Below are 26,446 nucleotides of genomic sequence, written 5' to 3' on the forward strand. Positions count from 1 at the left end.
TATATGGTAAAAAAATTATTCTCTGGTTCAGAAATAGTAATAAAAACTCTTTTATATGAAAAAGTAGAATATATTTTCGGATATCCTGGAGGTGCAATTATGCCTATATACGACTCTTTACATGATTATTTGAATTTTGTAACTCATATTTTAATGCGTCACGAACAAGGATCTATACATGCAGCACAAGGATATGCTAGAGCTACTGGAAAAATAGGTGTATGTTTTACTACATCAGGTCCTGGAGCTACCAATTTAATTACTGGATTAGCTGATGCACTAATAGATAGTACTCCTATTGTTTGTATCACCGGACAGGTATCATCTAATCTTTTAGGAACTGATGCTTTCCAAGAAACAAATATCATAGATATTTCTATGCCTGTTACAAAATGGAATATTCAAGTTTTAAAAGCAAAAGATATTTGCGAATCTATTCAGAAGGGGTTTTTTATAGCAAAAAAAGGAAGACCGGGACCAGTTTTAATAGATATTACTAAAGATGCTCAATTCCAAAAATCTGAATTTAATTATAAACACTTTGAATATATAGAAAATTTTCATCCATATCCTTGTATAAAAGAAAAAAACCTGATAGAAGCAGCAAATTTAATAAATACTGCTCAAAAACCTATGATTTTAGTTGGACAGGGTGTTATTTTAGCTAAAGCAGAAGATGAATTTAAAGAATTTGTAGAAAAAACAGGAATTCCTGTTGCTAGTACATTATTAGGTTTAGGTGCATTGTATAGTGACCATTATTTATATGTAGGAATGTTAGGGATGCATGGAAATTATGCTCCAAATATTCTAACAAACCAATGTGATCTACTAATTTCTATAGGAATGCGTTTTGATGATCGTGTTACTGGAAATGTAAATAAATATGCTAAAAATGCAAAAATAATTCATTTAGAAATTGATCCTTCCGAAATTAACAAAAATATACCATGTCATATACCAATACTTGGAGATTGTAAAATATCTTTAAAAAAACTAATTTTTTATGTTAATAAATCTAATCATGAAAAATGGGTAAATAAATTCTTTTATCTAAAAGAAAAAGAAAAAATAGAAGTAATAGAAAATGATATTAATCCAATTAAAAAAGGTTTGACTATGGGAGAAGTAATAAAATGGATCAATAAATATAAACAAAAAGATGCAATTCTTGTGACGGATGTGGGGCAACATCAAATGATAGCTTCAAGATATTTTAATTTTACTTATAAAAAAAGTCAAATAACCTCTGGAGGATTGGGAACTATGGGATTTGCATTACCTGCTGCAATTGGAGCTAAATTAGGATCAAAAGATAGACAAGTTATTTGTATTGTAGGAGATGGTGGAATACAGATGACAATTCAAGAAATGGGTACTATTTTACAAAACAATATTTCTGTGAAAATCGTTTTATTAAATAATAATTTTTTGGGAATGGTACGTCAATGGCAACAACTTTTTTTTGATAAACGTTATTCATGTACAGAATTAGTTAATCCTGACTTTATAAAATTAGCTAATGCATATAGTATAGAAGCAGAAAGAATAAACAATAGAAAAAAATTAGAAAAATCTATAAAAAAAGCATTACGTAATAAAAATGCTTTTTTATTAGAAGTAGTAGTAGAAAAAGAGGATAATGTTTTTCCTATGATTCCTGCGGGAGCAGCTGTAGATGAAATTCGTTTAACATAAAAAAATAATAAAATAATATGAAACATAAATTCAGAATAATAATTTTAGGAGAAAATGATACGAGACTATTAAGTAGAATACTTATTATACTTAATCGTAGAAATTTAAAAACTAATCATATTAATGTTTATAATGATAAAAATAGTTCTAATTTTCAACATCTTCTAGATTTAGAATCTAAAGAAGAAGAATTGATTAAAGTAAAAAAATTAATTGATAAATTAATTGGAGTTATTCATGTTTTTTACTATAAAATAGAAGAAAAAAACTCTAGAAAAAATTCTTGGAAAAGAATAGATTTACCATTAGCAACATCTTAATAAAGAATAAAAAAATTATGAAAGTTAAATTTGGACCTGTAGAAGAAAATATTGTAACAAGAGAAGAATTTTCATTATCTAAAGCTAAAGAAATATTAAAAAAAGAAGTAATAGCTGTATTAGGATACGGAGTGCAAGGTCCTGGACAATCTCTTAATTTAAGAGATAATGGATTTCAAGTCATCATCGGACAAAGAAAAAATTCTTTCTCTTGGGAGAAAGCTTTAAAAGATGGATGGATAGAAGGAAAAAATCTTTTTTCTCTTGAAGAAGCGTGTAAAAGAGGAACAATAATTATGTATTTGTTGTCAGATGCAGGACAAATATCTTTTTGGCCAACACTTTGCAAGTTTCTTCATCATGGAAAATCTTTGTACTTTTCACATGGATTTGGTTTGACTTTTTGTGAAAAAACAAAGATATATCCACCTAAAGATATAGACATTTTTTTAGTTGCACCTAAAGGATCAGGAACTAGTTTAAGAAGATTATTTAAAGAAGGAAAAGGAATTAATTCTAGTTATGCTGTATATCAGGATTACAGTGGGAATTGTTTAGAAAAAACTATATCTATTGGTATAGGAATAGGATCAGGATATTTATTTGAAACAAATTTTAAAAATGAGGTCTATTCCGATTTAGTAGGTGAAAGAGGGACTTTAATGGGAGCAATCCAAGGAATTTTTGCTGCGCAATATCAAATTTTAAGAGATAAAGGACATTCTCCTTCAGAGTCTTTCAATGAAACTGTAGAAGAACTAACTCAAAGTTTAATGCCATTAGTTTCAGAAAATGGAATGGATTGGATGTATTCTAACTGTTCTACTACTGCGCAAAGAGGTGCTTTAGATTGGTGGAAAAAATTTATGGACGCTACATTACCAATATTTCAAGAATTATATGATGAAGTTTCTTCAGGAAAAGAAGCTGAAAGAATCATAAAATCTAATATTGATAAAAATTATAGAAATAAATTACAAAAAGAATTAAAAGACCTAAGAGAAAGTGAATTATGGAAAGTAGGATCTACTATACGAAATCTAAGACCAGAAAAAAAAGAATCCTAAGTTTTATAAAAAACGTATTGAATATTGAGTAATATAAAAGAATATTTTCCTTCTTATAAGGAAATAATTAAGGCTAAGAATTTATTGAATGATATTATTTATGAAACTCCATTACAAAAAAATTTACTTTTATCAGATAAATATAAAGCTAATATTTTTTTAAAAAGAGAAGATTTACAAATCATACGTTCATATAAAATTAGAGGTGCATATAATAAAATAATAAGTTTATCTAATACAGAACTAAAAAATGGAATTGTTTGTGCAAGCGCTGGAAATCATGCACAAGGTGTAGCATATTCATGCAGTATATTAAAAATACTAGGAAAAATTTATATGCCAAGCACTACTCCTAAACAAAAAGTAGAAAGAGTAAAAATGTTTGGAAAACAATATATTGAAATTGTTCTCAGTGGAGATACATTTGATGAAGTTAGTTTTGAAGCTATAAAAGATTGTAAAAAAAATGAAAAAGTTTTTATTCATCCTTTTGATGATACAAAAATTATTGAGGGACAAGCTACTGTTGGTTTAGAAATTTTGCAACAATCAATTTCAACTGATATAGATTATGTTTTCATACCTATTGGAGGTGGAGGATTAGCTTCTGGAGTTGGTAGTCATTTCCGACAAGTAAGTCCTAAAACTAAGATTATAGGAGTAGAACCTAAAGGGGCTCCTTCTATGAGTTTTTCTATAAAAAAAGGAAAGGTTATAGAATTAGATTCTATAGATAGATTTATTGACGGAGCTTCTGTAAAAAAAGTTGGAGAATTAAATTTCAATATTTGCAGAAATATATTACATGATATAAAAACAGTTCCAGAAGGAAAAGTTTGCACAACTATTTTAGATCTTTATAACTTAGAAGCTATTGTTGCAGAACCTGCAGGAGCTCTTTCTATAGCTGCTTTAGATTTTTATTCTAAAGAAATAAAAGGAAAAAACATAGTCTGTATTTTAAGTGGAGGAAATAATGACATAACTAGAACAGAAGAGATAAGAGAGAGATCTCTTTTATATGAAGAGAAAAAACACTATTTTATAGTAAAATTTCCACAAAGAGCTGGAGCACTTAGAGAATTTGTTAACAATATTCTAGGTCCAAAAGATGACATAGCTTATTTTGAATACTCTAAAAAAAACTCTAAAGAAGAAGGACCAGCTGTAATAGGAATAGAATTATCAGATAAAAATGATTTTTCAGAATTGTTAGGAAGAATGAAGGAATATAGAGTTCATTTTCAATATTTAAATAAAAATCCAGATTTATTTCGTATTCTTATATAAAAAAATAGTACCCACGACTGGATTTGAACCAGCACATCCTAAATAGGATACCACCACCTCAAAGTGGCGTGTCTACCAATTCCACCACGTGGGCTATTTAATTAATTTATATTATAAATATAAAATTATAAAATAATTATAAAAGATATAATTTTTTTAATCTATTTTTGATTTTAGAATAGTCTCATAAAAATAAAATTTAAATAAATATATTATATGAACATAGGGATAATAGGATATGGAAAAATGGGGCGTGCTATAGAAAAAATAGCAAAAAATAGAAATCATAATGTATCATTATGTTATGATAAAACACCTAAAATATCATTGTTAAAAACAGTTAATTTAGATGTAGTTATAGAATTTAGTCAACCAGAATCTGTTTTTAATAATATAAAAATTTGTATAGAAAATAATATACCTGTTGTATGTGGGACTACAGGATGGTTAAATAAAATGGAAGTTATTAAAAAAATATGTAAAGAAAAAAATGGTTCTTTCCTTTATTCTTCCAATTTTAGTATTGGAATGAACATATTTTTTGAGATAAATAAAAAACTATCAAAATTAATGTGTCCATATACCAAAGATTATGAAGTAACAATAGATGAAACTCATCATTTAGAAAAAATAGATAAACCAAGTGGGACAGCGTTATCCCTAGCTGAGTCTATTATTCATAATAAAATGAAAAAAACGTGGATTCTTAATGAAAAAAGAATATCAGCAGATCAAATATTGATATTATCTAAAAGATTAGGAAATATAACTGGAGACCATAACGTGATATATAAATCTAATATAGATAAAATAGAAATTAAACATGAGGCTTATAACAGAGATGGATTTGCTATTGGAGCAGTTATTGCTGCAGAGTGGATAAAAAATAAGAAAGGAGTCTTTTCTATGAAAGAAGTGTTAGGAATAAATAAATAATTTAATTGTATGCTACAATATTTTGTATTTAGTGGCATTTTTACGTTTTTTTTACATATTATTCATGTACTGGGTACATATAATTTTTATAAAAAATTTAGAATCAGTTATTGGAAAACTATTATTCCTATATATAACGTTTTTATTATTTTAAAAAAAATACATAGACCTGTATGGTGGATTTTTCTTTTATTTATACCATTAACAAACATTATTCTATTCTTAGTTATATGGTTAGATCTAATCCGTTATTTACATAAAATAAAAAAAAAAGATATTTTCATTTTCTTTTTATCTGCAGGTTTATATATTTTTTATATCAATTTTTTTAAAAATATTAATATAAAAAAAGAAAAAATAACAGAAAATAATGAAGGAATATTATCATCTTTAATCCTTTCGTTTATAATACATACCTATATAATACAGCCATTTGTTATACCAACTTCTTCTATGGAAAAAAGTTTATTAGTAGGAGATTTTATTTTAGTAAGTAAAATCCATTATGGATTAAGAATGCCTATATCTCCTATATGTGTTCCTTTTTTTCATAATAATATTCTTGGATTAAAATCTTATTTTAATATTAAATTTCCATATTTTCGTTTTCATCCTATAAACCATATAAAAAGAAATGATATTGTTGTATTTAATTTTCCTAAAGATGATAAAATATTAGATAGAAAAGATCATTATGTAAAGCGATGTGTGGGACTTCCAGGAGATATTATTTTTATTAAAAAAGGAGTTCTATTCATAAATCATAAAAAAGAAAAAAATTTTACGAATAATAAACAACAATCTTATTTTATTAAGACCAAGAATATTCCTTTAAATTTAGAATTTTTAAAAGAAAAAATGGATATTGAAGATGTTGAATTTTTTGAAGAAAAAAATGATGAATATTTTTATCAGATTATATTAACAAAAAAAAGAGTAACTCAAATAAAAAAATTATTTAATAACATAATTTTCATAAAAAAAAATATTTATCCAAAAGAAGTTAAAGATCCATCAATAATTCTTTCAAATAATTTTGGGTGGAATAGAGATTATTTTGGACCATTATATATTCCTAAAAAAGGAGATACTATTAAAATAAACTCAAAAAATATACATCTTTATAATGAGATATCCTGTTATGAAGGAGAAAAAAAAGTGAACCTAATGAATAGAAAAAATTATAAAGTAAAAAAAAATTATTATTTTATGATTGGAGATAATAGACATAATTCTTTCGATTCTCGTTACTGGGGATTTGTTCCAGAAGATCATATAGTAGGAAAACCATTATTTATATGGATGAGTATTGATTGGGATAGAAAAAATCCAATGAACATATTTCATTGGAAATTTCGTTGGAATCGCATTATGACAACAATAGATAGATAACAATCTATTTATCACTATTTTACATTATTTATCTTTTTAAAAAAAAACTTCCTATAAAATAACCAGATAAGATACCTCCAATATGAGCAAAATGTGCAACTCCAGGAGCTAAATTTAAAATAGCAGATAAAAAACTTCCAAAAATAAAAATCATGATAGCTTTTTCCACAGCAATAGGAAATGGAAAAGGTAAAATAAAAATTTTATGTTCTGGGAAAAATCTAGCAAAGGCTCCAACTACTCCACTAACAGCACCAGAAGCACCCATCATTGGAGAATACATAGAACTATAAAGAGTTATTTTTTGTTCTTCATTTAAAGAATCTAATGCTTTTTTAGCTTGATAAAAATCTAAAGTATGTAAAAAATAATACATAACACTTGTATTGAAAATTATTTGTAATAACGCAGCAAAAAATCCTGAAAAAAAATATATTATCATAAATTTTTTTATTCCTAATAAAGTTTCAATCTGTCCTCCGAACATAAATAATGCTAACATATTAAAAATTATATGTAAAAAAAGTCGTTTAGAATGTACAAACATATGAGTTAATATTTGATATAACTCGAATCGTTCATCTAAAGGATGATATAAAGACAGAAAACTTTCTATTTTATATTGTGAAAAAACAAATGTAGCTGTATATACAAGTATATTTATGCTGATTAAATGTTTTACAGCATCTGAATTAAAATTTGTATAAATATTCACTTTTAAAAAAATTTTCGTTTACTCTAAAAAATACAGGATCTCCTGTATAAGTATAATTATAATTTTTACAAGAAAATAAATCTCTAATTAAATATTCCATTTGATCAGAATTTAATTTTTCTCCATATTTTATGGCTGCTGATTTAGATATAGATTTTATAATCATATCTTTTTTATTACTCTTTTCTTTTATTAAATCATAATTTAATAGATCTTTAAATATTTTTTGTAATGTATTTTGATGAATATTATCAGGAATAGTATATAAATAGGCAAATTTATTTCTGAAATAAAAATAAAACCCAAGATATTTTAAATCTTCTTTTATATTTCTCAAATAAAAGAATTCTTTTTTTGATAGTTTTATTTTTAATGGAAAAAATAATTTTTGGATAATTAAATTTTTTTTTGAATTAAAAAATTCATATAGTATATTACTATGTGCTCTATGTTGATCTACTAATATCATATCTTCATTTTTTAATAATGTAAAAACTATATATTTTCTATTTATCTGAATTGTTTTTATTTTTATTTTCTTAAAAACATAATCATGAAGTTTATTTTCATTTGAAATGAATGAACTATATTTCTCATTTTTTATTTTATTTAAATGCCTTAATTTAAATACTTTTTCAGAAAAAATTTCTGAATTAGAACATGAATTATAATAATTTATAAAAAATTTTTTTTTATCTAAATCACAAGAAGATAAAATATTAGAGTTTTTTAACTCTTTATTTTTTATATTTTCAACTTTATACTGGTGAAATAAAACGTTTTTTATTTCTTGTTTAATTAAAGCACTTATTTCTTCTTCTCCATCTAATTTCACTTCTTTTTTTGCAGGATGTATATTCCAATTTACCAAGTTTGGAACTATATCGATAAAAATAAAATAAGATATTGTATTAAAATTTTTTAAAAATCCATTATAAGCATGAACAATTTTTTTATGTAATAAAAGATGTTTTACACAACGTTTATTAACAACTAAAAATCGATCTCCTTTCTTTGTTATGGAAGAATTAGGAGTGCTTACAAATCCTTGAATTAAAAATTTTTCCTTTTTTATTAAAAAAGACGTTAATATTCTATTTTTGTTCTTAAAAATTTCTTTTATTCTTTCTTTCAAAGAAGCTTTTTTTAGATAAAAAAAAATTTTTTCGTTATGAAAAAAACGATATAATATTTCTCTGTGAGAAATCACAATTTTATAAAATTCATTAACTATATGAATAAATTCTATTTTAGAAGATTTTAAGAATTTTCTTCTAACGGGAATTCTAGAAAAAATATTTTTTACAGAAATTCTTGTTCCCCTATGCATGTTCATAGGGAGTTCCTTTTTAATTTTACCTTCCTCTATAAAAAGATGAACCCCTTCTGAACTTTTATTATCTTTAGTTTGTATTTCTAATTCAGCTATTAGCGCTATAGAAGATAAACCTTCTCCTCTAAATCCTTTTGTATGAATCTTAAAAAGATCATTAATATTATAAATTTTTGAAGTGGCAAATCTTTGAATACTCATTCTAGCATCACTTAAACTCATTCCATCTCCATCATCTACCAATTGAATTAATGTTTTACCTGAATCTTTTATAAAAATATCAATTTTTTTAGCATTAGCATCTATTGAATTTTCCATAAGTTCTCTCAAAATAGAAGAAGGTCTTTCTATTGTTTCTCCAGCAGCAATTTGACTTATTACATTTTTAGGTAAAAGTTTAATAACATTTTGATTCATTTTATAGACTTTCTAAATAAAGACATATATATAGCAGTTTTAGCACATTCTACCCCTTTGTTCCCATTTTTTCCACCTGAACGATCAATAGATTGTTGTTTATTCTTATCTGTTAATACACAGAATATAACTGGAACATCATATTTTATATTTATATCTTTTATTCCTTGAGAAATAGCTTGACAAAGATATTCAAAATGAAAAGTTTTTCCTTGTATTAAGGATCCTATAACAATTATAGAATCAAAATTATAACAAATAGCTATTTTTTTAGAAGAATAAATTAATTCATAGCTACCAGAAACTGTCCAAGTTTTTATTCTATTTTTTGAAATTCCATATTGAATTAAAGTATCATAAGCAGCGTTATATAATCTGTCTGTAATATCTTTATTCCATAAAGAAACGATAAAAGCGATACGTAAATCTGCATTTATAATTTCATTTTTATCTAATGAATAAATAGGTTCTTTTTTCATAAAAAAAATTTATAATTTATTGTTAATAAACATGATATATTTTTCTACATTTTTTTTATATAAGAAGGAAGGATAATATATTTCTATTTTTTCTAATAAATATTTTGATTTTTTATATCTTTTCATATAAAAATTTAGTAGGGCTGCTTTATAATAATAAAGTGGCGTTGTTAATTCGTTTTCTTTTACTTTTGCGGCTTTAATATAATATATTAAAGCTTTTTCTTTATACCGCATTTGGGAAAATGCATCACCTATAAATCCATATTTAATAGAAAATAAAATATCATCTTTAGCAGAAAAACTCTCCATCATTTTTATTGATTCTTTATAATTCCCTAATTTATAATAACAAATTCCTGCGTAGAATTTAGAAATATTTCCCGCTTTAGTGAAAGGATATTTAGATATTATTCCTAAAAAACCTAGATAATTAATTTTTGTTTTTTTTTTATTTAAAGCGTTGTTTATTTCTCCTTGAGAAAGATATTTTTGAGCATATGTTAATTCCAATAGAGCTTTCTTTTCATGTGAATGAATAAAAAATTTTTCATAATAAAGTATACCAAAAACTAATGCTATTACTGTTATTATACAAGAATAAATTATTACATATTTTTTATTTGATTTAACCATATTATTTTTTTGTATATATAAAAAAAATACTAAATTATTTTCTTATTACTTCTATAGTTTTTATTCTTTTATTTTCAATATTTTTAATAATAAAAGAATAATTAAGAAAATTAATTTTCTGTTTATTCTTTGGAAATTCTTTATTTATTTCCATAATAAACCCCCCTATAGTATCTGCATCTCCTTTCTTTTTCTCAAAAAAAATTTCTTCTTTTACATCCATAATACGATAAAAATTAATTAAAGAAGTTTTTCCATCAAATAAATAATTGTTATTATCCAGTTTAGAATAAGATGTATCTTCTACATCAAATTCATCGGTAATATCTCCTACTATTTCTTCAATAACATCTTCTAAAGTGATCAATCCACAAGTTCCTCCATATTCATCTACCACAATAGCTAAGTGAATTTTACTTTTCTTAAAATCACTTAAAAGGTCATCTATCTTTTTTTTTTCTGGGACAAAAAAAGGAGGATGGATTAATTGTATCCAATTAAAATCATTTTTATAAATGAATGGAAGAAGGTCTTTTGCATAAAGTACTCCTTCTATATCATCAATACTTTCTTTATAAATTGGTATTCTAGAATATCCATGATTACGAACAGATCTTAATACTTTAGAAAAAGAAGTATTGCTATTTAAAGCAAACATATCAATTCTAGGAGTCATAATTTGATGGATTTCTGTGTTTCCGAAATCAACTATTCTTTGTAGAAATTGACTTTCTTTAATATTTTTCTTATAAGACGTTATTTTTAAAGCTCTTGATAATTTATCAACAGAAAATACATTTCTTTTTTTTAGCAATCTATTTTCTATAAGTTTAGATATAAAAATTAATATTCTACTAATAGGGTATAAAGTTTTACTAAGAAAAATTAAAGGCTTAGACATAAATAAAGCGAAACTAAAATTATTTTTTGCATATATCTTAGGAATTATTTCTCCAAATAAAAGCAATATAAAAGTGAGTAATACTACTTCTAAAATAAAGTTAATGGGAATAATAGAATATTGATCATAGAAAATCGAAATTTTTTTTTTAAAAAATTCCATTAAATAGGATATTAATACTACAATACCAATATTAGAAAAGTTATTAGATATTAATATCGTTGCTAATAGTTTTTTTTTATTTTTTAGAATTTTTAACACAATATTTCCTCTATAAAAGTTTTTTTTTACTTCTCGATCTACAGTTTTTTTTTCCATGCAAAAAAAAGAAGTTTCTGCTCCAGATATTAGGGCAGAAAATAATAAAAGCATTATTATTACTAATAAATAAAAAACTAAATATAAAGTATTTTCTAATAAAATATTCGTCGAAGATTCTTTTTCCAAAAGATTAAATTTTGATGAAAATTTTTTTCATAAAAAATGTACATAACAAAAAATAATTAAATCATATTTTTATTATGTTTTAAAAACAATATAATAGGACGAGGAAAAGGGTAATCCTTTATTTTATTATGCGGAATAAAAAAAAATTCATTTTTTTTTATTAATTTATCTTTTTCTTGAAAAATTTCGCAATTCAAAAATTGAATTGATAAATTTTGATGAGTTAATTTATGTTTTATTTTATAAATAACAGTATTAAAAATTAAATTGAATTTTTTCCAAACGGTCTTTATTATCTCTTCATGAGAATGAAGATTATTTTTTAATTCTATTAAAGGAAATTCATAAAGTCCTTTCCATATGTCATTTTTAGATCTTTTATGTATACAAATATTTTTTTTATGATCATATAAAATAATATAATAAAAAAATCTTTCTATTATACAATATTTTTTTCCTATTTTTACAGGAAATTTATCTACTACTCTATTTTTAGCAGCAAAACAAGAATTTTTTATTGGACAAAAATAACATTTAGGATTTTTATAAGTACATATAATGGAACCTAAATCCATTATAGCTTGATTAAAAATACCTGGGACTTTACAAGTTTTCATCATTTTCACAATAATATCTCTTAAAACATTTTTTGTTTTTTCAGATGTAATATTTTTATCTATTCCTAAATATCTTGAAAAAACTCTACAAGCATTCCCATCTAAAGATGGGATTCTTTCATTAAAACATATAGAAGCAATAGCAGAAGCTGTATAAGGACCTATACCTTTATATTTTATTAAATGTTTATAACTTTTTGGGAAGTTATCTTTTTTTTTTATTAATTCCTTAGCAAAGGAATGTAAATTTCTAGCTCTAGAATAATAACCTAGTCCTTCCCACTTTTTTAAAACATATTTTTCATCTGCTTCAGATAATTTTTTTATACTAGAAAATTCTTTTATAAAATTATAGTAATATTTTATTACTTGAGATACTTTTGTTTGTTGCAACATGAATTCTGAAACTAATATATAATACGGATTTTTTGTTTTTCTCCATGGAAGATCTCTATAATTATTTTTATACCAATTTATTATTTTTTTAGAAAAATCCATATATATTAAATTTTAAAGCAATTTTATAAAAAATTCCTATATTTAGGAAAACGAATTTTGTTATTCGATATAATGATTAAACATGACAAAAGCAGATATAATAACAGAAATCATATCAGAAACTGGATCTGAAAGAATTGACACGCAAAAGGTGATAGAAATATTTATGAAAAAAATAAAACAAAGTCTAACATCGGGAGAAAATGTTTATTTAAGAGGATTTGGATCGTTTATTATTAAATATAGAGCAAGAAAACTTGGACGTCATATATCTAAAGATATGTCTATAGTTATTCCTGAACATAATATTCCAGCATTTAAACCTGCAAAGTCTTTCACCGAATTAATAAAAAAAAATGTTCCTATTAAAAAATAATGATGTTAGAAACTTAAATCAATAAATATTGAAAATTATTATGCCAAACGGAAGAAAAAGAAAAAGACGTAAGATAGCTACCCATAAAAGAAAAAAAAGAAATAGAAGAAACAGACATAAAAAGAAATAACCTTTCTTATTTTTTCTAAATTTTTTCCTTGTTTTTTGGGGATGAGTAAAGAATTAGTTATAAATGCAAATGAAGAAGAACAAGAAATAAAAATTGCTCTTTTAGAGAATGGTAAACTATTAGAACTTCATAAAGAAGTTTTTAATAGAAAGTTTTCCGTAGGTGATATCTATTTAGGAGTAGTAGAAAGAATTTTGCATGGATTAAATGCTGCTATTATTGATATAGGACATTCGAAAGGAGGTTTTTTACATTATAATGATCTTGGATTTCAAAAATATAAAAATATATTAGATTTAATTCCAGATAATCATAGAAAAAAAGAGATTTTTATTTATCCAAATTCTTCGGAAAAAGAAAGAATTATAGATTATACTAATAATAATAATGATATTAATTCTATAGATGAAGTTTTATGTCTTGGACAAAAAATTATTGTACAAGTATCTAAAGAACCTATTTATAATAAAGGATTAAAGTTAACATCAAAAATTTGCCTTCCAGGAAGGTACTTAATTCTCATTCCTTTCTCAGATGAAATTTTTGTTTCTCAAAAAATAAAAGATATAAAAGAAAAAAAAAGATTGATTTCTCACATAAAAAAAATAAAACCAAATAAATTTGGTATTGTGATTAGAACAGCTTCTTATAATAAAATATTAGAAATTTTAGAAAAAGAACTTTTTTACTTAATAAATAAATGGGAAATAACACTAAATAATATAATAAAACTACCTCCAGTTCAGATATTAAATGAAGAAAGCAAAATTTTTTGTTTTTTAAGAGACCTATTTAATGATAATTTCCAATATATTTATTGTAATAATAATTTTCTTTGTAAAGAAATTTATTCTTATTTATCTTTAATAGCACCTGATAAAATCAGTATAATAAAATATTATAAAGAAAATATTCCAATATTTGAAAAATATGGAATAAATAAACAAATACAAACATATCTAGGAAAAAATGTTCCACTAGATAATGGTGCATATCTTATTATAGAACATACAGAAGCTCTTCATGTTATAGATGTTAATAGTGGAATAAGCAATCCCTTTCAGAAAAATTGTACAGAATCAGAAAGAATTGATCAGGTATTAAAAATAAATTTGATTGCTGCAACAGAAATAGTTAGACAACTTAGATTGAGAAATATGGGAGGAATAATTATAGTAGATTTTATAGACATGTCAGAATCTATTCATAAAAATAAACTATATGAATATATAAAAGAAAAAATGAAAAATGATAAAGCAAAACATAAAATTTTACCTCCAAATGAATTTGGATTAGTTCAATTTACTCGTCATAGAGTAAGACCTGAATTAAAAAAAAATAACTATAAATTAAATTATAATATTTACTATAACTATAAAAATCATAAAAAAGATTCTGATTACATCAATCATATAGAATTTTCTATAGAAAATATTATAAGAAATAAAATGGTTAAGAATAAGGTAATACAATTACATATACATCCTTTTATTTCAGCTTATCTTAAAAAAGGATTTCCTTCTATACAACAAAAATGGTTATTTAACCATAAAAAATGGATAAAAATTATTCCAAAAGAATCATTAAAATATACAGAATATATTCTTTCTAATGAGAAAAATAAAATTATTTTATCTTCTTTTTATTAATTAATTTTGTGGGCGTGGTGAAACTGGTAGACACGTCAGACTTAGGATCTGATGCCTTTTAGGTATAAGGGTTCGAATCCCTTCGCCCGCACTAGCTAATTTTTTTTGTAAATTCAAAAAAAAGTATTTTTGTTCTTAACAACAGCTTTAATCTTCATTTTTTATTATAAAATCATTTCATCGAATGATATGATAGTATGAAATCCTTTTTCTGAAAAGTAATTTCTCATTCCTTTTCTAGAACTTATTAAAACAAAATCTCCTCCCCAGGAGCCTAAACTTTTTACCAATCCCAAGTAATCTGGAAAATAAGTTTCTTTAATTGTAGGAATGTTAAGGATTTCAGAGATTATCATTTCATGTTTCAATAATAATTCTTCAAATTCAATTAATGTTTTACAGAAAGGTAATTTTAAAGTTATAGAAGATATTGATTCAATATTTTGAATAGAAATTTTCTTTTTTATAGAAGAAAAAAACTTGATTCCATCACAAGTATTTTTCTTTTTATTAAGATGTAAAAAAAATAGTTTATCTTTAAATGGAGGGTTGAATTTTATAGGTATTATATAAGGTTTATTATGATACAATTTATAAAATATTGGTTTAGAAATAGAAACACAAGAAATGTCATAACCACTTCCCGGAAAGTTATCTCCTAATAATAAATGGGGGTTTATATCAGCCCATTTCGCTATATTATTAATTAAAGTAGAACTACTACCTAATCCCCAATTCCTTGGAAATTCCAAGTTTGTTTCTACAAGAAATCCAAAAAAATGGGTTAAGAAGTTGTTTCTAATTTTAGAAGATTTTAATAATAGGTATCTTAGCTTAAGAGCTATTTCTTTTTCAGTATCATAAACTATGTCTAGAGAAGGAATATTAAAAACAACTTCAAACCAAAGTTTATCCATTTCATCATAACTTTTCCAATGTAATATAGAGGATAAAAAATTTTTACCAAAAATGGTTAATGATTGTCCTTTAATTGTAGGTAAAGCTAATCCTATAGCTCCACATAAAATAAAATATTCTCCCGTTAACAATAGTTTTCCATGACTATAAAAAAATTTTTTATAATAATACATCATTTATTTCTTAAAATTTTTTTTATTAAACTACTTAAAATATTTCCTGGACCTATATCAATAAATAATGAAGCTCCATGAATTATCATATTTTTTATGGACTGCTTCCATTTAACTGGAGAAGTTAAATGCTCTCTAAGATTATTTTTTATGTCTTCAGATTTTATAATTGGCTGAGCATTTACATTTTGATAAATTGGACATTTAGAATCTTTAAAAGATGTTTTTTCTATAATTTTTTCAAATTCTTTTTTTGCTGGTTCCATCATAGGAGAATGAAATGCTCCATGAACAGGAAGAATAAATATTCTTTTAGCTCCAATTTTTTTTAAACAAGAACAAACTCTTCTTACTGATTTTTGTTCTCCAGAAATTACTAATTGTCCTGGACAATTGTAGTTAGATGGGACTACAATTCCATTATCTGTTTTGCAGTAAAATTCTATAACTTCATCTTCTAACCCAAAAATAACGGCCATTTCTCCTTTTGTAGACTCACAAATATTTTGCATTAATTTAGCTCTTTGATTCACTAATATTAATCCTTTTTCAAAAGAAATAACATTAACAGATGCTAAAGCTGAAAATTCACCAAGAGAATGTCCAGCTACCATATCTGGATCAAAGTCATTTGATATTTTTGCTTTTATGACTGAATAAATATAAATTGATAGTTGTGTATATTTCGTTTTTTCTGAAAGAATCTTTGTTTCATTAAACATCATAGATGTTATTCTAAATCCTAAAATTTCATCCGATAAACGAAATAATTTTTTTGCTAAAGTAGATTTTTTATATAAATCTTTTCCCATACCATTAAATTGTGATCCTTGACCAGGAAATAAATAAGCTTTCATATAAAAAAATATTTAATTAATCATGAAAATAACAGATACTCATGCTCATTTATACATGAAAGAATTTCAAGAAGATATTTGTGATGTAATAAAAAGAGCAATGAATCAAGATATAAATAGATTTATTATTCCTTCTATAGATAGTTCAACTATCCCCGATATTATTGAATTAGAAAAAAAATATCCAAATATTTGCTTTTCCATGATAGGATTACATCCTAATAATGTTTTTCCGGATACTATAGAAACAGAATTAAACAATATAAAAAAATATTTAAGTAAACATCATTTTCTTTCTATAGGAGAGATAGGAATAGATTTACACTCTAGTAAAAAATTTCTTCTTGAACAAGAATACGCCTTTGTAAATCAAATAAAACTAGCAAAATATAATAAATTACCGATAATAATCCATTGCAGAAATTCTTTTCATAGAGTTATCAAAATATTAGAAGAAAATTCTTATGATAAAGGAATTTTTCACTGTTTTTGTGGAAACCTAGAAGAAGCTATAAAAATAACAGATTTAGGAATGAAGCTCGGAATAGGTGGAATAATTACTTTTAAAAATAATCATATTGATAAATTTTTACATAATATATCTATAGATAATATTGTATTAGAAACAGATTGTCCATATCTATCTCCACATCCTTTTAGAGGTAAAAGAAATGAACCTAGTAGATTAAGAATAATATTAAATAAATTATCTAAAATTTATTCTCTTCCAGAAGAAATAATAGCAAAATCTATAGAAAAAAATGTTGATGATTTATTTTTTCAATAAAAAGTAATTCATTATCTATCATATCATTTTAGATGGATCTACTAATTCTTCAAACTCTTCAATAGTTAAATAGCCTAATTTAACAGATTCTTTTTTTAAAGTTGTATTATTTTTATAAGCGGATCTTGCTATTTCTGCTGATTTTTCATACCCAATACGAGTATTTAATGCTGTTACCAACATTAAAGATTTATCTAAAAACTCTTTTATTCTCAAATAATTTGGTTTAATTCCTTCTATACATAAGGTATAAAAAGATTTACAAGCATCTGCAATAAGATTAGATGATTTCAAAAAATTATAAATAATTAATGGTTTAGAAACATTCAATTCGTAATTTCCAGAAGAATTTGCCATTGAGATAATCGTGTCATTTCCTATAATTTGTGTGCAAACCATTATAATAGCCTCACATTGTGTAGGATTTATTTTTCCAGGCATAATGGAAGATCCGGGTTCATTTTCTGGTATTAAAATTTCTCCAATTCCAGATCTTGGTCCAGAAGATAAAAAACGAATATCATTTGATATTTTTATTAAAGAAACTGCTATTTGTTTAATAGCTCCATGAGACTCAACCATAGCATCATGAGATGCTAAAGCTGAGAATTTATTATTTGTTATTTTAAAAGGATACCCTGTATATTTACATATATATTCTGTAACTTTTACATCATATCCTTTTGGAGAATTTAATCCGGTTCCTACAGCTGTTCCTCCTATAGCTAATTCAGAAAGAGAATCTAAAGTTTTTTCAATAGAATTTATTCCATGATTTATTTGAGAGACATATCCTGAAAATTCTTGTCCTAATGTTATAGGAGTAGCATCCATAAGATGAGTCCTACCTATTTTTATAATATTCCTAAATAACTTTGCTTTTTTTTCTAAAGCATCTCTTAGCTTTCTAATAAAAGGAATAGTTTTTTCTACCAGTTTTTTATAAGCTGCTATGTACATGGCAGTGGGAAAAGTATCATTAGATGATTGAGACATATTAACATCATCATTAGGATGTATGTAAGGTTTTCCTACTCCAAGTTTTTTTCCCATTAAAACATGAGATCTATTTGATATAACTTCATTAATATTCATATTGGTATGAGTTCCAGATCCAGTTTGCCAGACGACTAAAGGAAATTGATTATTTAATTTTCCATCTATAATTTCATCACAAACTTGTGATATAAAATCTCTTTTTTTTTTAGATAAAATACCAAATGAAAAATTGGCATAAGCAGCAGCTTTTTTAAGAATTCCAAAAGAATGAATAATTTCTATTGGGATGCTCCCCTCTTTTCCTATCTTAAAATTATTTCTTGATCTTTCTGTCTGTGCTCCCCAATATTTATTATAAGGTACTTTTACTTCTCCTAAAGTATCTTTTTCTATTCTATATTTAAAATTCATTCTTAAATTTTTTTTTACGAAATTATAGAAAAAAATCAGAATTTATTATGATAATTAAATTTTTGGGATTTTTAATTTTTTTACTTATAACCATATCTGGCTTTTGGTGTATTCTATTTTTATCTTCTTTCAGTATTTACTGGATTGTAAGTGGTCTAATTGAAACTATTAAAAATTTTAGTCATATTTTTAAAAATGAAAAAAGAAAAAAAATATAGTAGTATAGTAATAAAAAATAAGTACTTCTGGATAAGTTTATCATTTTTTATATGGATGTCTTTTTTTGATACAAATTCTTTAGTATTGCATTGGAAGATAAAAAATGAGATTAAAGAAATAACTTTAGATAGAGATTATTTGAAAAATAAAATTCTTTTAGAAAAAAATCATTTAAAAAAATTAACAAAAGATTCTAAATATATTGAAAAATTAGCAAGAGAAAAATTTCATATGAAAAAGGAAGATGAAGATTTATTTATTATAAATAATAAAAATAAAAAAAATTAACTAACTAAAATAAGTTTCTTAACGTCTTATACATATTAATAAAATACTTAAATCTGAAGGAGTAATTCCGCTTATTCTTGATGCTTGAGCTAATGAAATTGGACGATAATAATTCAATTTTTCTCTTGCTTCTAATGATAAAGATTTCATTTTTTTATAATCAAAATTATGTGGAATAATAATATTTTCTAACCTTAATAATCTTTTTGCATTTTCCTCTTCTCTATCTATATACCCTTTATACTTAATTCTAATAGAAACTTGTTCCAATATTTCTTTCGAAAACACATTATTTTTTATTTCTTCTTTTATAAATGGAATAGAAACAAGATCTTCAATTTCAATACCAGAACGAGATAATATAGTTTCAATTTTCTTTTTGCTGAATATTATTGGAGAATTTTTATTGTTTAAAATAGGATTTATAACTATTGGGTCAACATTTTTTTTTCTAAAAAAAGAAATACATTTCTCTATTAAATAAGTTTTTTTACCTACTAAATTCATATTTTTCTTTGAAATTAATCCTATATCATATCCTATATAGGTTAACCTTTCATCTGCATTGTCTTGTCGTAACAACATTCTATATTCAGCTCTTGAAGTAAACATCCTATATGGCTCCATAGTTCCTTTTGTAATTAAATCATCTATTAATACTCCAATATAAGCTTGATTTCTTTTAAGCATAAGTGGAGAATTTTCTTTAATTTTCATATGTGCATTAATTCCTGCAATTAATCCTTGTGCTGCTGCTTCCTCATATCCTGTAGTTCCATTAATTTGTCCAGCAAAAAAAAGATTTTCTATGATTTTACTTTCTAAAGTAGGTTTTAATTGATCTGGAGGAAAATAATCATATTCAATAGCATATCCAGGCCTTAGAATTTTTACATTATCAAATCCATATATATTTTTTAGAGCATCATATTGTATCTTTTCTGGAAAAGATGTAGAAAATCCATTAATATATACTTCATTTGTATTCCATCCTTCAGGTTCAATAAAAATAGGGTGTTCTTCTTTATCAGAAAACCTATAAATTTTTTCTTCTATAGAAGGACAATATCTTGGACTTGAACCTTGAATTGAATCAGAAAAAATTGGAGAATGTGCAATATTTTCTTTTATAAAATCATGTACTATATGATTTGTATAAGCAATATAACATTTATGTTGTTTTTTTAATTTTTTTGTTTTATAAAAAAAAGAAAATTTCTTAGGATTTAAATCTCCTTCTTGAACTTTCATTTTTTTATAATCTAAAGAACGTCCATCTACTCTAGGAGAAGTTCCAGTTTTCATTCTCCCAAATTTTAATCCAAATATATTAACTAATTGTTCAGTAATTCCTTTAACTTCTTTTTCTGCAATTCTTCCTCCACTAATTTTTTTACTCCCAATATGAATTTTTCCATTTAAAAATGTTCCGTTTGTCAATATTACACTTTTAGCTTTAATTTTTACTCCAAGAGCTGTTTTAACCCCTTTAACTATATAATTTTTTATAATTAAAGATGTAACAGTATCTTGATATAGATCTAATTTATTTCTTTTTTCAAGAAAAAATCTCCAAAAATTAGAATATAACCTTCTATCACATTGAGCTCTAGGGCTCCACACAGCAGGACCTTTAGATTTATTTAACATTCTAAACTGAATTGTACTATAATCGGTTACTACAGCTGATAATCCTCCTAAAGCATCTATTTCTCTTACAATTTGACCTTTAGCAATTCCTCCTACAGCTGGATTACAAGATAACTGACCTATTGTCTGTAAATTTGTAGTAATTAGTAGAGTTTTTGATCCCATTTTAGATGATGCAGATGCTGCTTCTGATCCAGCATGACCCCCTCCAACTATAATTATATCATATACATTTGAAAACATGCATGATATTTATTAAAATTGAAACAAATCTAAATAAAAATTTTCTTTTTTTTTCATTAATTTTCTATCTTCTTTTTTTTTGTCATTATATCCTACTAAATGCAGAACTCCATGTATCATAACACGTTTTAACTCAACTAAAAAAAATTCATTCCATTTTTTAGAATTTTCTATAATTCTATCTATACTGATATATATATCTCCTAATATGGAAAATTTTAAACTTTCTGTTGAATAACTAAAAGCAATAACATCTGTATAAAAATTTTTATTTAAGTATTTTTTATTCATTGCTAATATGAAATCGTCATTGCAAAAAATATAATTTATATTATTATTAATAATATAACCTTCATTATTTAATAATATATTAATTTCATTTATGAATGAAAATTCATTTTTTATACGAAAGTTTTTTATCTCATAGAAAATATTAATCATTGAATTTTTTTTATGATAGAAAAAATAAAAGGAATAATTCCAAATATTTTAACATTGTTAAATCTGTTTTTTGGCAATATTTCTATAATATTTTTATTTTCAGAAGATTTTTTATCTTCTAACATAGCTACTATAATTTCAATAGTTTTTGATTTTCTAGATGGATTTATTGCAAAACTTATGAGAAAAAATAGCAAATTCGGAAAAGAATTAGACTCTCTTGCAGACATGGTTTCTTTTGGATTAGTACCATCTATATCAATGTTCTTCATCCTTAAAAAATCTAACAAGATTGGATTTACATATATAGAATGCTTTTCTTTTTTAATTTCTATTTTTTCTGCATGTCGTCTTGCAAAATTTAACATAAGTCATAAAAAATTAGGATTGACAACTACGGTGAATGCTCTATTTTTTTCTTCATTATCAGTAATTTTTCAAAATAATTATAAACATCCTATTTTGATATTATTTTTTATTTTCTGTTCTTGTTATCTATTAATTTCTAAAATACAGATGTTTTCCATTAATTTTAATGGATATACATGGAAAAAAAATAAAATACGTTACATATTTTTATTGATTAGTATTTTTCTTTTATTAACTTTACATATGATTGCTATACCATGTGTTATCATTTTATATATAATAATTTCAGTTTATTATAAAATCATAAAAAAATTCATATTAAAAAAATGAAATTAAAACTTTATCGTCCTATTTGTTTCTTTGATATAGAAGCTACGGGAATAAATATTGGTAAGGATAGAATTATAGAAATATCCATATTAAAAATATTTCCTAATGGAAATAAAGAAAATAAAACTTGGCTTATTTATCCTGGAATTCCTATTCCTCCACAATCAACAGCTATCCATGGAATTAAAGATGAAGATGTTACTGGTAAACTTAGATTCAAAGATATAGCTACATCTATACTAAAAATGATAGAAAATACAGATTTGGCAGGATATAATTCTAATAGATTTGATATTCCTATTCTAGCAGAAGAAATGTTAAGAGCAGGAATGTCTTTTGATATTAAAAAACATAAAACTATAGATGTTCAAGTGATATTCCATAAAATGGAACCTAGAACTCTTTCTGCTGCTTATCAATACTATTGTAATAAAAATCTTATGAAAGCTCATAGTTCTAAAGCTGATGTTTTTGCTACTTATGAAATACTATTATCTCAATTAGAAAAATATCAAAATTTGAAAAAAGATGTAAAAAGTTTAAATCAATTTTCTAATCAAAAAAAAATAGCAGATCTTGCAGGATTTATAAAAATAGATGAAGAAGGGAACGAAATATTTAACTTTGGAAAATACAAGGGAGAGAAAGTTTTAGAAATATTCGAAAAAGATCCAAATTATTATGGATGGATACAAAATTCAGATTTTCCATTATATACAAAAAAAATACTAACGAATATTAAATTAAGAAAATTTAATAAATAACTAAAAAATTATTCTTTATTTAATTAACAAAGATCTTTTAATTTTTTAGATACGAAAATATCTAGATATTTTCCACGTAATAAATTTTTTGATAAAAGTGTTAAATTTATAATATCTTGTATTAGATTTTTTCTTTTTTCTTCAAATTTTTCCTCTAAAATTTTTTTCATTAATATATGATTAGTATTAACTATTAATTCATAATATTTACCTTCATCTTTCTCTATAAGATCTTTTTTTAGATAGTTCATTTCTTTCATCCTTCTTAAGAATTCCGGAATAACAATTAAAAAAGGATCATCATTTTTAGATAAATCTTCTAATTTAATAGATGAAAAATTCATGTTTTCCACTAAATTTTTTTTAACGTAATTTTCTATATTCTTTTTTTGTTCTTCTGATAAAGAAGATTTATTTTCTACTTTATTAGAAATCAACTTGTCAATATGATCTGAATCTATCCTAACAAAACAGATATCCTTATACAATAATTCTAATTTTTGTATGAAATGAATTGAAAGTGGACTATCTAAAATTAGAACTTCATAAGATCTATCTAATGCTTTTTTAATATATCCATATTGTTCTTCTTTATTAGAAGAATATAGAAAAACAATTTTTCCATCCTTATTTGTCTGACAGTCTTTTACTTTTTCCTTAAATTCTTCTAAGGTAAAAAAGATCCTATCTACATTAGGAAATGTGTAAAAATCTATACACTTATCAAAAAAATTTTGGACACTAATCATTCCATATTCCACAATTATTTTTATGTTTTCCCATTTATTTTCAAAATCTTTCCTATCATTTTTAAACATATAACTTAACTTATCTGCAACTTTTCTTGTTATATATTTTGATATATTCTTCACAGAAGGATTATTTTGTAAAGAAGACCTTGAAACATTAAGAGGGATATCAGGAGAGTCTATTACTCCTCTTAATAAGCTTAAAAAATCTGGTACTACTCCTTCTAAATTATCTGTAATATAAACTTGATTCTGATATAAATGTATTTTATCCTTTTGGATGTCAATTCTTTGATCCATTTTTGGAAAAAATAAAATTCCTGTCAAATTAAACGGATGGTCTATATTTAAATGAACCCAAAATAAAGGGTTTTCTAATTGATTAGGATACAATTCATGATAAAAATTTGAATAGTCTATATCTCTTAATTCTATAGGATTTTTTTTCCAAGCAGGAAAAGTATTATTAATGAAAATCTCCTTATTATTATCTCCTTCATTATCTTCACATGATAAAGTAATTTTTACAGGCATAAATTTACAATACTTCTTCAACAATTTTAAAATTTGATCATATTCTAAATACTCTTTACTTTCATCATTAACAAATAAAACAATTTCCGTCCCCCTATTTCTTTTTTCAATTTGTTCCATAACAAAATTAGGAGTTCCATCACAAGACCAAAATATCGATGAATAATCTTTCTTATAAGATTGTGTAAAAATTTCAACTTTATCAGCAATCATAAAAGAAGAATAAAATCCTAACCCAAAATGTCCAATTATATTAGAAGAACTATCGGTTTTATATTTTTTAATAAACTCTTCTGCTCCAGAAAAAGCTATTTGATTTATATATTTTTCTACTTCTTCCTTGGTCATTCCAATTCCATTATCTATTACATGAATAGACTTATTTTTTTTATCTATTAAAATTCTAATTTTTAAATTATCAACTACATCTATATCACTATCACTTAACTTTCCTAAGTTAACTAAAGTCTTTAGTTTTAAAATTGCATCTGTTGCATTAGATACAAGTTCACGCAAAAAAACTTCTTGATCTGAATAAAGAAATTTTTTTATGATAGGAAATATGTTCTCTGAAGTTACACTAATCTTATTCTTTTCCATAGAATAAATAATTATTCAATAAAATAATATCTTCAAATATCATACCACTCTTAATTAAATAATACCGTTGTCATATACAATTATGTCAGTTATGTAACTATTTTTAGTTAAAAATAGAATTAATAAATTCTATTTCATCAAATTTTCTTAAATCTTCTATTTTTTCTCCTACTCCTAAATATCTAATAGGAATTTTGAATTGATCCGTAATCCCTATTATCACTCCACCTTTTGCTGTTCCTTCTATTTTTGTTAATATTATAGAAGAAATTTTAACAAAGGAAATAAATTTTTTCACTTGTTCAAAAGCATTCTGACCTGTAGAAGCATCCAATATAAGCATAATTTCATGAGGAGATTCAGGAATTATTTTTTTCATCACTCTACTTATTTTGGAAAGTTCTTCCATTAGATCAACACGATTTTGCAATCTTCCAGCCGTATCAATTAAAACTATGTCTTTATTTTTTGATTTTGCAGATTGCAGTGTATCATAAGCAACAGAAGCTGGATCTGCATTTATATGTTGTTTAATCAATGGAACTCCAGCTTTATTTGACCATATTTCAAGTTGATTAATAGCCGCAGCTCTAAATGTATCTGATGCCCCAATTATTGTTGAAAAACCTTTTTTTTTAAAAAAAAAAGCTAACTTACCAATTGTAGTTGTTTTTCCTACACCATTTACTCCTACTATCATAATTACATATGGTTTCTTTCCGTACTTTATTTTTTCTTCCAAACTATCATTACTATCATTTACAATTCCTGTAAAAAAATTTTTTATCTCTTTTTTTAAAGAATTATATAAGTCTTTTGTAGACTTGTATCCATCATTTTTTATTTTTTTTTCTAAACTATCAATAATCTTTATAGTTGTTTTTGTTCCTATGTCTGCTGATAAAAGTAAATTTTCTATTTGATCTAAAATTTTTAAATCAATTGATTTTTTTAAAAAAATGAGGTTTTTTATTTTTGAAAAAAAAGATTCTCTAGTTTTTTTTAATTCATTGTCGAAATTTTCTTTTTTTTTTCTTAGAAAAAACATTATTTAATTACTTCTTTATTAAAAAAACTTTTTATTTCTTCTGAGGAAATTATTTTATCTTCAAAAGTATAAAAACCAGACTTCTTTGATTTAACTATTTTTATAGCTAAAATCATTTTTTTTGATTCTATCTTTTTTTTATTTTCTACAGTTTTTTTAGACATC

Annotated in this window: 26 protein-coding genes and 2 tRNA genes; 13 read left to right on the forward strand and 15 right to left on the reverse strand. The window is 24.1% G+C overall.

What is annotated here, in order from left to right; all coding sequences use genetic code 11:
- Nucleotides 1-3: 3 nt before the first annotated feature.
- From ilvB to ilvA, 4 genes are read left to right on the forward strand one after another with little or no spacing between them, the layout of a single operon-like run.
- Nucleotides 4-1,698 (forward strand): biosynthetic-type acetolactate synthase large subunit, encoded by a 1,695-nt coding sequence (gene ilvB / locus H0H48_RS00410; protein WP_185871159.1) that lies wholly within the window; start codon nucleotides 4-6, stop codon nucleotides 1,696-1,698.
- A 17-nt stretch (nucleotides 1,699-1,715) separates the two neighbouring features.
- Nucleotides 1,716-2,018, forward strand: a complete 303-nt coding sequence (locus H0H48_RS00415; protein WP_185871160.1) for an acetolactate synthase — start codon at nucleotides 1,716-1,718, stop codon at nucleotides 2,016-2,018.
- 17 nt (nucleotides 2,019-2,035) lie between these two features.
- Nucleotides 2,036-3,085, forward strand: coding sequence for a ketol-acid reductoisomerase (gene ilvC, locus H0H48_RS00420; protein ID WP_185871161.1), 1,050 nt, complete (start codon nucleotides 2,036-2,038; stop codon nucleotides 3,083-3,085).
- A gap of 21 nt (nucleotides 3,086-3,106) precedes the next feature.
- Nucleotides 3,107-4,375, forward strand: coding sequence for a threonine ammonia-lyase (gene ilvA / locus H0H48_RS00425; protein WP_185871351.1), 1,269 nt, complete (start codon nucleotides 3,107-3,109; stop codon nucleotides 4,373-4,375).
- Nucleotides 4,376-4,383: 8 nt separating this feature from the next.
- On the opposite strand, the gene H0H48_RS00430 is transcribed toward ilvA, so the two are convergent.
- Nucleotides 4,384-4,469, reverse strand: a tRNA-Leu gene (locus H0H48_RS00430).
- Between the two features lie 122 nt (nucleotides 4,470-4,591).
- Between H0H48_RS00430 and dapB the strand changes: the two genes are divergently transcribed.
- Nucleotides 4,592-5,311 (forward strand): 4-hydroxy-tetrahydrodipicolinate reductase, encoded by a 720-nt coding sequence (dapB, locus tag H0H48_RS00435; RefSeq protein ID WP_185871162.1) that lies wholly within the window; start codon nucleotides 4,592-4,594, stop codon nucleotides 5,309-5,311.
- Between the two features lie 9 nt (nucleotides 5,312-5,320).
- Complete coding sequence (gene lepB / locus H0H48_RS00440) at nucleotides 5,321-6,703, forward strand: signal peptidase I (protein ID WP_185871163.1); 1,383 nt, start codon at nucleotides 5,321-5,323, stop codon at nucleotides 6,701-6,703.
- Between the two features lie 28 nt (nucleotides 6,704-6,731).
- On the opposite strand, the gene H0H48_RS00445 is transcribed toward lepB, so the two are convergent.
- Genes H0H48_RS00445 through mutY form a run of 6 tightly spaced genes read right to left on the reverse strand, consistent with a single transcriptional unit; the run spans nucleotide 6,732 to nucleotide 12,746 of the window.
- Nucleotides 6,732-7,418 carry a rhomboid family intramembrane serine protease gene (locus H0H48_RS00445; RefSeq protein WP_185871164.1) on the reverse strand — a complete coding sequence of 229 codons (687 nt, stop codon included), beginning with the start codon at nucleotides 7,416-7,418 and terminating at the stop codon, nucleotides 6,732-6,734.
- Nucleotides 7,396-9,168 carry a DNA mismatch repair endonuclease MutL gene (mutL, locus tag H0H48_RS00450; RefSeq protein WP_185871165.1) on the reverse strand — a complete coding sequence of 591 codons (1,773 nt, stop codon included), beginning with the start codon at nucleotides 9,166-9,168 and terminating at the stop codon, nucleotides 7,396-7,398. The genes H0H48_RS00445 and mutL overlap by 23 nt, the downstream gene beginning before the upstream one ends.
- Nucleotides 9,165-9,647, reverse strand: a complete 483-nt coding sequence (ribH, locus tag H0H48_RS00455) for a 6,7-dimethyl-8-ribityllumazine synthase (RefSeq protein WP_185871166.1) — start codon at nucleotides 9,645-9,647, stop codon at nucleotides 9,165-9,167. The genes mutL and ribH overlap by 4 nt, the downstream gene beginning before the upstream one ends.
- A 9-nt stretch (nucleotides 9,648-9,656) precedes the next feature.
- The gene (locus H0H48_RS00460; RefSeq protein WP_185871167.1) at nucleotides 9,657-10,283 is read right to left on the reverse strand and encodes a tetratricopeptide repeat protein; all 627 of its coding nucleotides are present in this window, start codon (nucleotides 10,281-10,283) and stop codon (nucleotides 9,657-9,659) included.
- Between the two features lie 34 nt (nucleotides 10,284-10,317).
- Nucleotides 10,318-11,631, reverse strand: coding sequence for a gliding motility-associated protein GldE (gldE, locus tag H0H48_RS00465; RefSeq protein ID WP_185871168.1), 1,314 nt, complete (start codon nucleotides 11,629-11,631; stop codon nucleotides 10,318-10,320).
- Nucleotides 11,632-11,687: 56 nt separating this feature from the next.
- The gene (gene mutY, locus H0H48_RS00470) at nucleotides 11,688-12,746 is read right to left on the reverse strand and encodes an A/G-specific adenine glycosylase (protein ID WP_185871169.1); all 1,059 of its coding nucleotides are present in this window, start codon (nucleotides 12,744-12,746) and stop codon (nucleotides 11,688-11,690) included.
- Nucleotides 12,747-12,828: 82 nt separating this feature from the next.
- Here mutY and H0H48_RS00475 point away from each other — a divergent pair, with 82 nt between their 5' ends.
- The 3 genes from H0H48_RS00475 (at nucleotide 12,829) to H0H48_RS00485 (ending at nucleotide 14,992) form a co-directional block, all read left to right on the forward strand.
- A complete protein-coding gene (locus tag H0H48_RS00475) occupies nucleotides 12,829-13,122 on the forward strand; it encodes an HU family DNA-binding protein (RefSeq protein WP_185871170.1) in 294 nt (97 codons plus the stop codon).
- A gap of 171 nt (nucleotides 13,123-13,293) precedes the next feature.
- The gene (locus H0H48_RS00480) at nucleotides 13,294-14,901 is read left to right on the forward strand and encodes an Rne/Rng family ribonuclease (protein ID WP_185871171.1); all 1,608 of its coding nucleotides are present in this window, start codon (nucleotides 13,294-13,296) and stop codon (nucleotides 14,899-14,901) included.
- Between the two features lie 8 nt (nucleotides 14,902-14,909).
- Nucleotides 14,910-14,992: transfer RNA gene (locus tag H0H48_RS00485), tRNA-Leu, on the forward strand.
- A 73-nt stretch (nucleotides 14,993-15,065) separates the two neighbouring features.
- On the opposite strand, the gene H0H48_RS00490 is transcribed toward H0H48_RS00485, so the two are convergent.
- Entirely contained in the window at nucleotides 15,066-15,995 is a 930-nt protein-coding gene (locus H0H48_RS00490) for a GYDIA family GHMP kinase (RefSeq protein WP_317168614.1), read from the reverse strand.
- Nucleotides 15,992-16,849 (reverse strand): ACP S-malonyltransferase, encoded by an 858-nt coding sequence (fabD, locus tag H0H48_RS00495; protein WP_185871172.1) that lies wholly within the window; start codon nucleotides 16,847-16,849, stop codon nucleotides 15,992-15,994. The genes H0H48_RS00490 and fabD overlap by 4 nt, the downstream gene beginning before the upstream one ends.
- A gap of 22 nt (nucleotides 16,850-16,871) precedes the next feature.
- On the opposite strand from fabD, the gene H0H48_RS00500 reads away from it, so the two are divergent.
- Complete coding sequence (locus H0H48_RS00500) at nucleotides 16,872-17,636, forward strand: TatD family hydrolase (protein WP_185871173.1); 765 nt, start codon at nucleotides 16,872-16,874, stop codon at nucleotides 17,634-17,636.
- Between the two features lie 18 nt (nucleotides 17,637-17,654).
- Here H0H48_RS00500 and fumC read toward each other — a convergent pair whose 3' ends face one another.
- Complete coding sequence (gene fumC / locus H0H48_RS00505) at nucleotides 17,655-19,046, reverse strand: class II fumarate hydratase (protein WP_185871174.1); 1,392 nt, start codon at nucleotides 19,044-19,046, stop codon at nucleotides 17,655-17,657.
- 195 nt (nucleotides 19,047-19,241) lie between these two features.
- On the opposite strand from fumC, the gene H0H48_RS00510 reads away from it, so the two are divergent.
- Nucleotides 19,242-19,553: an FtsB family cell division protein gene (locus H0H48_RS00510; protein ID WP_185871175.1), complete on the forward strand. Its 312-nt coding sequence runs from the start codon at nucleotides 19,242-19,244 to the stop codon at nucleotides 19,551-19,553.
- A gap of 18 nt (nucleotides 19,554-19,571) precedes the next feature.
- On the opposite strand, the gene mnmG is transcribed toward H0H48_RS00510, so the two are convergent.
- Both mnmG and ybeY read right to left on the reverse strand, forming a co-directional pair.
- Nucleotides 19,572-21,446 (reverse strand): tRNA uridine-5-carboxymethylaminomethyl(34) synthesis enzyme MnmG, encoded by a 1,875-nt coding sequence (mnmG, locus tag H0H48_RS00515; protein WP_185871176.1) that lies wholly within the window; start codon nucleotides 21,444-21,446, stop codon nucleotides 19,572-19,574.
- A gap of 12 nt (nucleotides 21,447-21,458) precedes the next feature.
- Nucleotides 21,459-21,887 carry an rRNA maturation RNase YbeY gene (gene ybeY / locus H0H48_RS00520; RefSeq protein WP_185871177.1) on the reverse strand — a complete coding sequence of 143 codons (429 nt, stop codon included), beginning with the start codon at nucleotides 21,885-21,887 and terminating at the stop codon, nucleotides 21,459-21,461.
- Nucleotides 21,888-21,899: 12 nt separating this feature from the next.
- On the opposite strand from ybeY, the gene H0H48_RS00525 reads away from it, so the two are divergent.
- Together H0H48_RS00525 and H0H48_RS00530 are read left to right on the forward strand one after the other, a co-directional pair.
- Complete coding sequence (locus tag H0H48_RS00525) at nucleotides 21,900-22,586, forward strand: CDP-alcohol phosphatidyltransferase family protein (RefSeq protein WP_238785334.1); 687 nt, start codon at nucleotides 21,900-21,902, stop codon at nucleotides 22,584-22,586.
- The gene (locus tag H0H48_RS00530; RefSeq protein ID WP_185871178.1) at nucleotides 22,583-23,350 is read left to right on the forward strand and encodes a 3'-5' exonuclease; all 768 of its coding nucleotides are present in this window, start codon (nucleotides 22,583-22,585) and stop codon (nucleotides 23,348-23,350) included. Before H0H48_RS00525 ends, H0H48_RS00530 begins: the two co-directional genes overlap by 4 nt.
- A gap of 23 nt (nucleotides 23,351-23,373) precedes the next feature.
- Here the strand turns inward: H0H48_RS00530 and htpG are convergent, their stop codons facing one another.
- From htpG to H0H48_RS00545, 3 genes are all read right to left on the reverse strand, one after another.
- Nucleotides 23,374-25,233: a molecular chaperone HtpG gene (gene htpG, locus H0H48_RS00535; protein ID WP_185871179.1), complete on the reverse strand. Its 1,860-nt coding sequence runs from the start codon at nucleotides 25,231-25,233 to the stop codon at nucleotides 23,374-23,376.
- A gap of 103 nt (nucleotides 25,234-25,336) precedes the next feature.
- Entirely contained in the window at nucleotides 25,337-26,281 is a 945-nt protein-coding gene (gene ftsY, locus H0H48_RS00540) for a signal recognition particle-docking protein FtsY (protein ID WP_185871180.1), read from the reverse strand.
- Nucleotides 26,281-26,445 (reverse strand): DUF4295 family protein, encoded by a 165-nt coding sequence (locus H0H48_RS00545; protein WP_185871181.1) that lies wholly within the window; start codon nucleotides 26,443-26,445, stop codon nucleotides 26,281-26,283. Before H0H48_RS00545 ends, ftsY begins: the two co-directional genes overlap by 1 nt.
- Nucleotide 26,446: the final 1 nt, after the last annotated feature.

This window comes from Blattabacterium cuenoti (genome assembly GCF_014252055.1).
GTDB classification, from domain to species: domain Bacteria; phylum Bacteroidota; class Bacteroidia; order Flavobacteriales; family Blattabacteriaceae; genus Blattabacterium; species Blattabacterium cuenoti_D.

Coding starts and splice junctions, on each gene's coding strand:
- ilvB (WP_185871159.1), top strand. CDS start 4: ATGGTAAAAAAATTATTCTCTGGTTCAGAAATAGTAATAAAAACTCTT.
- H0H48_RS00415 (WP_185871160.1), top strand. CDS start 1,716: ATGAAACATAAATTCAGAATAATAATTTTAGGAGAAAATGATACGAGA.
- ilvC (WP_185871161.1), top strand. CDS start 2,036: ATGAAAGTTAAATTTGGACCTGTAGAAGAAAATATTGTAACAAGAGAA.
- dapB (WP_185871162.1), top strand. CDS start 4,592: ATGAACATAGGGATAATAGGATATGGAAAAATGGGGCGTGCTATAGAA.
- lepB (WP_185871163.1), top strand. CDS start 5,321: ATGCTACAATATTTTGTATTTAGTGGCATTTTTACGTTTTTTTTACAT.
- mutL (WP_185871165.1), bottom strand. CDS start 9,168: ATGAATCAAAATGTTATTAAACTTTTACCTAAAAATGTAATAAGTCAA.
- ribH (WP_185871166.1), bottom strand. CDS start 9,647: ATGAAAAAAGAACCTATTTATTCATTAGATAAAAATGAAATTATAAAT.
- H0H48_RS00460 (WP_185871167.1), bottom strand. CDS start 10,283: ATGGTTAAATCAAATAAAAAATATGTAATAATTTATTCTTGTATAATA.
- mutY (WP_185871169.1), bottom strand. CDS start 12,746: ATGGATTTTTCTAAAAAAATAATAAATTGGTATAAAAATAATTATAGA.
- H0H48_RS00475 (WP_185871170.1), top strand. CDS start 12,829: ATGACAAAAGCAGATATAATAACAGAAATCATATCAGAAACTGGATCT.
- H0H48_RS00480 (WP_185871171.1), top strand. CDS start 13,294: ATGAGTAAAGAATTAGTTATAAATGCAAATGAAGAAGAACAAGAAATA.
- H0H48_RS00490 (WP_317168614.1), bottom strand. CDS start 15,995: ATGATGTATTATTATAAAAAATTTTTTTATAGTCATGGAAAACTATTG.
- fabD (WP_185871172.1), bottom strand. CDS start 16,849: ATGAAAGCTTATTTATTTCCTGGTCAAGGATCACAATTTAATGGTATG.
- H0H48_RS00500 (WP_185871173.1), top strand. CDS start 16,872: ATGAAAATAACAGATACTCATGCTCATTTATACATGAAAGAATTTCAA.
- fumC (WP_185871174.1), bottom strand. CDS start 19,046: ATGAATTTTAAATATAGAATAGAAAAAGATACTTTAGGAGAAGTAAAA.
- H0H48_RS00510 (WP_185871175.1), top strand. CDS start 19,242: ATGAAAAAAGAAAAAAAATATAGTAGTATAGTAATAAAAAATAAGTAC.
- mnmG (WP_185871176.1), bottom strand. CDS start 21,446: ATGTTTTCAAATGTATATGATATAATTATAGTTGGAGGGGGTCATGCT.
- ybeY (WP_185871177.1), bottom strand. CDS start 21,887: ATGATTAATATTTTCTATGAGATAAAAAACTTTCGTATAAAAAATGAA.
- H0H48_RS00525 (WP_238785334.1), top strand. CDS start 21,900: ATGATAGAAAAAATAAAAGGAATAATTCCAAATATTTTAACATTGTTA.
- H0H48_RS00530 (WP_185871178.1), top strand. CDS start 22,583: ATGAAATTAAAACTTTATCGTCCTATTTGTTTCTTTGATATAGAAGCT.
- htpG (WP_185871179.1), bottom strand. CDS start 25,233: ATGGAAAAGAATAAGATTAGTGTAACTTCAGAGAACATATTTCCTATC.
- ftsY (WP_185871180.1), bottom strand. CDS start 26,281: ATGTTTTTTCTAAGAAAAAAAAAAGAAAATTTCGACAATGAATTAAAA.
- H0H48_RS00545 (WP_185871181.1), bottom strand. CDS start 26,445: ATGTCTAAAAAAACTGTAGAAAATAAAAAAAAGATAGAATCAAAAAAA.